The sequence below is a fragment of the Amycolatopsis sp. NPDC059657 genome (assembly GCF_042734395.1).
Lineage (GTDB): Bacteria > Actinomycetota > Actinomycetes > Mycobacteriales > Pseudonocardiaceae > Amycolatopsis.
The window spans coordinates 1-7,551 of the sequence record NZ_JBHWEB010000221.1; the positions used below are offsets into that span (position 1 = coordinate 1).

The window sequence follows — 7,551 nt, forward strand, 5'->3', positions numbered from 1 at the left end:
GGCCCGGTTCTTTTTTTTTTAAGACCCTGGGTCGCCGGGCGCCGGGGGGGGTGGTGTTTGTGGCGCCGGGTTCTAGCCGTCGGGAACACTCACGACACCATTTGCACACAACGCGCCAAAAAGCTCCCCAGTTCACCTTTTCGAGTGGACCGGGGAGCTTTTGTTACCGGCGTTGAAGATTACGCCTTGGCAACCTGCTGAGCCCTGAGGACTCCGCCCATCATATCGCCGGTCGCTTTGGCGTTTTGGCCCACCGCGACGTCTTGTGCGACCGCGGCTTGACTGGCGTCCACAGCCCGCGCACCACCGCTGCTGTCTCGGATCGTCATCCGGCCACTGGACCTGTCCCAGGCCGTCACCTGTCCGGTGATAGCGGCGGTGGCTGCCTCAGTGCTCGGTGACACCGGCTGACCGGCGAGAGCGGTCCCGGAGCCGGCAAGCAGCACGACGGCCGCGGCGGCTCCAGCGAAGACGGTACGAGCAGACTTCTTCATGTTTTTCCTCCCGGTAAGATGCTGTTTCATCGACGCAAAGAGGCAGCTTCGATAATCACAGGCTCGCACCTTTTTGTCCTCACTGCCCGGATCACCAGGGGTCCGCGCCATTCGAGGGGAAATCCCTCACTGGGCCATCCGGGTGCGCGATACACGGAAGCAAGCGCGCGGGCACTCCGCACATCACGGAGAACGACCTGTTGCACAGCGAGCCCCTGGTCAGGGCTACTAGGCTGACCGGCAACCTCACCGCCCCGGTGTCTCGTGATCGGGCGCAACCCGGTTCCGCACCGGTGTCGCCCGCCTGTGCACGCGTGCCGTCCATCTGTCGACAGGTGACAGGCAATAGCCGTAAAGCAGGGCAGGTTCACGCGCCACCAGGCGATTCCCACTGTTCCGTCTCGCCTTTGGAAATCATGTCTGACGTTATCGAAATCGCGCCTACCAAGGATCCGGTTCTCCGGGTGGAAGGTATTGAAATGAACCTGCGCACCAGGCAGGTCCGGCTGCGGGATCAGCACTTGCCGCTGTCACCGATCGAGTTCCGAATGCTCCACGTGCTGATGGTCAATGCCAATCGGGTCAGCTCGGCGCAGCTGATCGAGCAAGCGGTCTACGGCACCGAACGGCACCGGACGGCTCCCGTCCGGATCAGCAGGACCATCGGGGAACTGCGCCGGAAACTCGGCGACCGCAACCGCACCCTGATCCGCAACGCGCACGGTCTCGGCTACCGCCTGGTCGGCCGGACTCCGTCGGCGCGCTGATGTCCCGGATGCCTCGCGGGGAACATCCAGCGTTCCCCACGAGGCATCCGCGCGATCACGACGAGGTGCGCTCGGAGTCGGCGATGACCACCTGCCGGGCGGGTGCCCACCGGCGCCGCGTTCCACGCGGGCCGAGGCGCGTCGCCAGCACGGTCCCGGCCACCAACGCCACCACCGCGAGCACGCCGAGCGTGACGAGCAGGTCGGCGATCGGGTCCACCACCGGTGCCACCGGGTGGGCTGCGGGCACGGGCGCCGCGGGAGGCCCGACAGTGGCGGTCTCCTCTGGCAAGATCGCGGTGACCGCGCTCAATGGATTGACGACTCCCCAGCCCAGCGCGTTGTCAGGTGCGTTCGCGGGCGGGCGGTCCGCGGTCGCCTCGAGCCGGTGTTTCACCTGCGCGGCGGTGAGCTCCGGATGGTACGCGCGCACGAGCGCGGCGACCCCGGCGACGAACGGCGCCGCGTAACTGGTCCCGCTGGCCTGCCACTGGCCGGGACCGCCGGGACCGAGACTGGAGATGTCCACCCCCGGCGCGGCGAGGGACAGGTAGGTCCCGGTCTGCGAGAACGACGCCCGCTTGCCCGCGTTGTCGACCGCGCCGACCGCGACCACCGCCGGTTCCGACGCGGGATACGGGACCGGGTTGCCATCCTCGGCGCTGTTGCCCGCCGAAGCGACGATCAGCGCGTCGCGCTCGGTCGCGAAGTCGACCGCCGCGTCGATGCCGGGGTCGTGGTAGTTGGTGCTGGCCGAAACGTTGATGACCTTGGCGCCCAGGTCCACCGCGGCGCGGATGCCCTGGGCGAGCGCGCCTGCCGACGTATCGGTGGCGTTGTCGGCGATCCGGATCGGCAGAATCGTCGCGTCGGGAGCGACTCCGGCGAACAGCGTGGACGACACCGGTGCGGCACCGATGATTCCGGCGACGAAGGTGCCGTGGCCGAAGCAGTCGCTGTCCGCACGGGTCGCACCGGGGAAGCGCACGTCGCGGCCCTGCTGGACCCTGCCTGCCAGCTGCCCCGAACCCGCGTCCACCCCGGTGTCGACCACGGCCACCGTCTGGCCCGCGCCCCTGGTGAGTGACCAGACCCGCTGGGGCGCCAGCTGTTGCTGCGCCCATGGCACGCCGGTGACGCTCAACTGTGGTGGTGGCAGGCATTGCCGCTGACCGTGCTGCGCGGAAGCCGGTGTCATGGGCGCGACCGACGCCAGCGCCAGCATGACCCCGGTCATCAGCAGCGCCCGTCGTCGCGTCGCCCCCTTCACGAAACCAGCTCCAGCGAACCGCCCGCCGACGCACCTGCGGCCTGGCCGCCCTCAGCGGCCACGGTGAGCGGCGTGGTGAGGCGGGCGACGACGTCCGGATCGTCGACGAGCCGGGCATCGGCCGCGCGCCGCGTCGCCAGCGCCCGCTCGAGCCTGGCGAGTGCGGCGGTGTCGCGGGCCGCCGCGTCCACCGAGTGCGGGTCTTCCCCGGTCAGCAGCTCACGGGCGAGCAACGCCGTGCGTGGCGTGCGCGGGCCATCGGGCTCTTCGCCGTCGGCCGGTTCTCCGGTGTCCGTCTCGACCGCGAGCACCTTGAACCGCCGCCCCGGCGGGAACACCGCCTCGTCGATCGAGCGGCCCATGACCAGCTCGGAGGTGCGCCGCGCCGATACCGGCCAGATCAGCACGTCCAGGCTCGCCGCCGAGGTCGTGACGTCGAGCCGCGCGCTGGCGCTGAGGAACGCGGGTTCCACGAGCACCGCGCCCTCCGGGAAGGGGCACTCGACGTCAGTGCCGAGGTTTTCCTGACGCAGCACCACTTGCCGGTGTGTCGGCAACCGGCGGAGGCCGGATATCAGGCAAGGCAGGTACCCGTCGAACACCACCGGCTCGCCCGTGCTGAGCGCGGCGTTGAGCGGCACCGCGCCGCCTTCACCGGTGCCGAGGTAGAGGCAGACCGCGATGTAGTCGGCTTTGGCCTCCGGACGCAGCATCGGCCACGTCGACAGCGCCACGTTCACCGTGGCGAGCGCTTCGGTGTACCGGGAGCCCGCGCTGTCGCTCAACCGCGCCTGTTCCCCCACCGTGCTGGACCGGTCGGCAGCAACGATCGGCTGGACAGGACCGCTCCGCACGGGCGGGCCGGGCAACTGGGCCGCCGCGAGAGGCTGGACCGAGGGGATCGGCGGGACCGGCAGCGGTTCGGGAACCGGTTCCTCGACGACTTCGGACGGCACCGGAAGTGGTTCCGGCGGCGCTGGTTCCGGGACGGGAGCCTGCGGCGGGATCGGCGCCCGACTCGGCGCGACGCTGCCCGGCCCGGAGACCGTGGCCACCGGCACCGACGTGACGGCGACCGGCGGAGGCGGCAACACGGGTGGCACCGGTGGCTGGACAACCGCGACCGGCGGCACGACAGGCTGGGCCACGGGCGGCGCCACAGGCACAGGCACCGAAACAGCCCGCGGTTCCGGTGTCACCGTGGTGTACGGCATCGCGCCCACCGCGCTGACGTAGGTGTCCAGCATGGCCTGCACGGGCGGGGCGAGGCTGCCGAACACCCGCACGCAAGCGGTCAGCCGCTGCTGGGTGGTGAGCCCGTTGAGCAGACTGCGCACCGCGGCCATCTCGACATCGGTCACCGCCTCCCCCGGCGTGCCGACTCCGAGCGTCCACCGCACCGGGTCGAACGGCATCGGCACCGCCGAGTTTTCCGAGGTGTACACGGCGAGTCCGCCCGGCACGACCTCGACGACGACTCCGGGGAACGCCGGGGTGGCCTGGTTCGGGTCCAGCACCGGCTGGTAGGTACGGGGTCCGGCCCAGGCCCAGCCCAGTGGCGCGGCCGCGACGTCGACGACCTCCGGCAGCTCGGCGTCCGGACGTTGCAGCACGATCGTCGCGAACGGCGCCAGCAGTTCTTCGCCGCGCGCCCCGAGTACGACCGTCCTGGTCCCCCGCCGGGCGTTCACGATCTGGCTGCCCGTGCTCACCGCGACGGGATGTCCGGTCAGCCCGGCGAGCTCACGCGTCCACTCGGGCCTGGTCATCGGCGCCGCGCCGGGCACCAGCAGCAACTCGGGCAGCAGGTCGGGCGGTAGCAGCGTCAGCAGCTCGGCCACCGCCGCCGCCGGGAGATCGGCGCCTGGGCCACCGAGCACGATCTTCGGTATCCGCGGGTTCGCGGGAACCCGGAACGCGAGGTCCTGGTGGCCCCTCGGCACGAGTCCCTCGGCGTTGACCGCCAGGCCCGCCGGAATGGGCTCGGCGACCAGGCCGGCCGCGCGCAACGGGATATGCGGCAACCGGTGTTCCCAGAACGGCATCGGAAACCGGCAGCCGACCACGTCCGGGGCCCTGCCGGGGGCGAACCGCCGCCACCCGGTCCCGCCTGCCGCTCTGTCCACATAGGTCCCGGTCCCGATCAGGGCCTGCACGGCGCCGTGTGGCGCGAAGATCTCGATGCCCGCTTCCGCGGCCAAGCCGTAAACCCAGTTGGCACAGTCGCCTTCGGGGTCGCCGAGATCCGATACGGCCAGCCAAGCCGCCCGCGGCCTCGACTCGGCGGGCAGCGACCACAGCGAGGCCAGGCAACCACGAATCGTGCTCAGCAGAGTCGGCTCACGATGCGCGCCGGGTGAGGCGAGGATGAGGAAATTCCCCGGCACCCCATGCACGGTGCTCACTATGTCCGCTTCGCGCGCCGATTCGTCATTACGCCTGATCAGAGCATGCGGACCACGCCACTCGACGACAAGTTCTCCGCCACCCCAAGGCAACGGCGCTTCCGGCGTGCCGACAACAGGTGCGACCACTATGCGTACTCCCGTCCGGCGCTCGTTAAAAACCTTTCCCAGCAGGTGAATCGATATCACGTAGCGGCAGCGCCGACGTCCCGTCCCCACAGCGGAAGTGTGATCCCGGGGTTTTCCCTCACGTGGTCACACAGGGGCCAGGAAACAAGTTCTTAATCGTATGTTCATTTGCGTATCCGAAAAACGCGGAATCGCTCTCCGAAAAATGCGGTATTCGCCTCACTACTGACGGAAAAGTAGCCCGAAAGTGTGTAAATACGATAAGAGTCGTAACTATGCGTGTCCGCACAGTTCTACGTCCTATTGTTCGTTACGACCTGCCAGCCTCGCTTGTCGTGTTCCTGGTCGCCGTACCGCTTTCACTCGGTATCGCGTTGGCGTCGGGTGCTCCGGTCGCCGCGGGGTTGATCGCGGCGGTGATCGGCGGAGTGGTCGCCGGTGCGCTCGGCGGATCGGCGATGCAGGTCAGCGGCCCTGCCGCCGGGTTGACCGTGGTGCTGGCCGAAACCATCTCCACCTTCGGGTGGGCCGTCACCTGCGCCATCACCGTCGCCGCGGGGGCGTTGCAGATCCTCTTCGGGCTCAGCCGGATCGCACGGGCCGCACTGGCCATCTCCCCGGCGATCGTGCATGGGATGCTCGCCGGCATCGGCGTCACGATCGTGTTAGGCCAGCTACACGTCATCCTCGGCGGTAAGGCGCAGAGCTCGGCGGTCGAGAACATCGCGGAGCTGCCCGGCCAGATCGTGGCCCACCACGACGCCGCCACCATGATCGGCATCCTGACCATCGCGATCCTGCTGATCTGGCCCAAACTGCCGCAGGTGGTGCGCCGCGTGCCCGGCCCGCTCGCGGCCATCGCGACGGCGACCGTGGTGTCAGTGGCGGCAGGCATGACGCTCCCGCGCGTCGAACTGCCCACCGACCTGTTGAACGTCCGGTTCGCCCCGCAGCTGCCCTCGACCGGCTGGGGCGCCTTCGCGCTGGCCGTGCTGACCATTGCGGTGATCGCGAGTGTCGAAAGCCTGCTCTCCGCCGTGGCTGTCGACCAGCTGCACACCGGGCCGCGGGCCAACCTCGACCGTGAACTCATCGGACAGGGCGCCGCGAACATGGTTTCCGGTGCGCTGGGCGGTCTGCCGGTGACCGGCGTGATCGTGCGCAGCTCGACGAATGTGGCCGCCGGTGCGAAGAGCCGGGCGTCGGCGATCCTGCACGGCGTCTGGGTGCTGTTGTTCGTCGTCGTGCTGGCCGGGCTGATCGAGAACATCCCGCTCGCCGCACTGGCCGGGCTGCTGGTGCACGTCGGCGCGAAACTGGTCGACCCCGCGTACATGCGCGAGGTGTTCGCACACGGCGACCTGCCGACCTACCTGCTCACGTTGGCCGGTGTCGTCCTGTTCGACCTGCTGACGGGCGTGCTCGCCGGCATTCTGCTCGCCATCGTGATGATGCTGCGGCGCACCATGTGGTCCGGCATCCACGCGGAACCGGAAGGCGACGGCTGGCGCGTCGTCGTCGAAGGCGTTCTCACCTTCCTTTCGGTACCGCGACTGTCCAAAGTGCTCGCCACAGTCCCTGCCCGTACGACGGTGCGACTCGAACTCGTCGTCGACTACCTCGATCACGCCGCCTTCGAAAGCCTCACCAAATGGCAGCACGCCCACGAACTCGCGGGCGGCACCGTCGACGTCGACGAGATCGGGCACCCCTGGATCGCCGAGGGCAAGGCCGGCCGTCCCACGCGCAACCGCGCGGACGCCAAATCCATGCCACGCTGGCTGGCGCCCTGGTCCGACTGGCAGGCCGTCGACACTGCCATCCCGACCCAGCAGACACACCGCGGTGCGACCGAGTTCCAGCGCCGCGCCGCGCATCTGTTGCGTGACACCCTTTCCGACCTCGCCGACGGCCAGCAGCCGCGCACGCTGTTCATCACCTGCGGCGACTCCCGCGTCGTGCCCAACCTGATCACCACCAGCGGCCCCGGCGATCTGTTCACCATCCGCAACATCGGCAACCTCGTGCCCGCGAACCAGGCGGACGCGTCGATGAACGCGGCCGTCGAATTCGCCGTGGGCGTGCTCGGTGTCTCGGAGATCGTCGTCTGCGGGCACTCGTCCTGCGGCGCGATGACAGCACTCGCCGACGGCCCGCCCGCCGGGCCGCTCGAGGAGTGGCTCATGCACGCGGAACCCACCGCGCGACGGGACGGGGAACCGACACTGGACGGCGTCCGCCCCGAACGGGCGAACGACCAGCTCGCGTTGCACAACGTTCTCCAGCAGCTCGACCACCTTCGTGATTACCCGAAGGTGGCGGCCGCCGAAGCGAGGGGGCAGCTGCGCCTGACCGGTATGTACTTCGACGTCGGCGCCGCGCAGGTGCACCTCTACGACACCGGGACGCGTACGTTCCGACCGGCCGGCACGCCGGCCACCAACCCCTCGACGTAGCCGTCGTGAGCGTTGCGGGCGGCTAGAACC

At 69.4% G+C, this 7,551-nt stretch carries 5 protein-coding genes; 2 read left to right on the forward strand and 3 right to left on the reverse strand.

From position 1 onward, the window contains the following. Positions 1-179 precede the first annotated feature (179 nt). Positions 180-494 (reverse strand): hypothetical protein, encoded by a 315-nt coding sequence (locus ACFV15_RS47250; RefSeq protein WP_378359969.1) that lies wholly within the window; start codon positions 492-494, stop codon positions 180-182. Between the two features lie 479 nt (positions 495-973). Between ACFV15_RS47250 and ACFV15_RS47255 the strand changes: the two genes are divergently transcribed. Next, positions 974-1,261, forward strand: coding sequence for a winged helix-turn-helix domain-containing protein (locus ACFV15_RS47255; protein ID WP_378359970.1), 288 nt, complete (start codon positions 974-976; stop codon positions 1,259-1,261). Between the two features lie 55 nt (positions 1,262-1,316). Here ACFV15_RS47255 and mycP read toward each other — a convergent pair whose 3' ends face one another. Both mycP and ACFV15_RS47265 read right to left on the reverse strand, forming a co-directional pair. Continuing rightward, the gene (gene mycP / locus ACFV15_RS47260) at positions 1,317-2,531 is read right to left on the reverse strand and encodes a type VII secretion-associated serine protease mycosin (protein WP_378359971.1); all 1,215 of its coding nucleotides are present in this window, start codon (positions 2,529-2,531) and stop codon (positions 1,317-1,319) included. Continuing rightward, a complete protein-coding gene (locus ACFV15_RS47265) occupies positions 2,528-5,065 on the reverse strand; it encodes a hypothetical protein (RefSeq protein ID WP_378359972.1) in 2,538 nt (845 codons plus the stop codon). Before ACFV15_RS47265 ends, mycP begins: the two co-directional genes overlap by 4 nt. Before the next feature lie 275 nt (positions 5,066-5,340). Here ACFV15_RS47265 and ACFV15_RS47270 point away from each other — a divergent pair, with 275 nt between their 5' ends. Next, positions 5,341-7,521 (forward strand): SulP family inorganic anion transporter, encoded by a 2,181-nt coding sequence (locus tag ACFV15_RS47270; protein ID WP_378359973.1) that lies wholly within the window; start codon positions 5,341-5,343, stop codon positions 7,519-7,521. The last annotated feature ends 30 nt before the right edge of the window (positions 7,522-7,551 follow it).

Bases quoted from the DNA above. Each gene is read 5' to 3' on its own strand.
- ACFV15_RS47270 (WP_378359973.1), top strand. From the start codon at position 5,341: ATGCGTGTCCGCACAGTTCTACGTCCTATTGTTCGTTACGACCTGCCA.
- ACFV15_RS47250 (WP_378359969.1), bottom strand. From the start codon at position 494: ATGAAGAAGTCTGCTCGTACCGTCTTCGCTGGAGCCGCCGCGGCCGTC.
- ACFV15_RS47255 (WP_378359970.1), top strand. From the start codon at position 974: ATGAACCTGCGCACCAGGCAGGTCCGGCTGCGGGATCAGCACTTGCCG.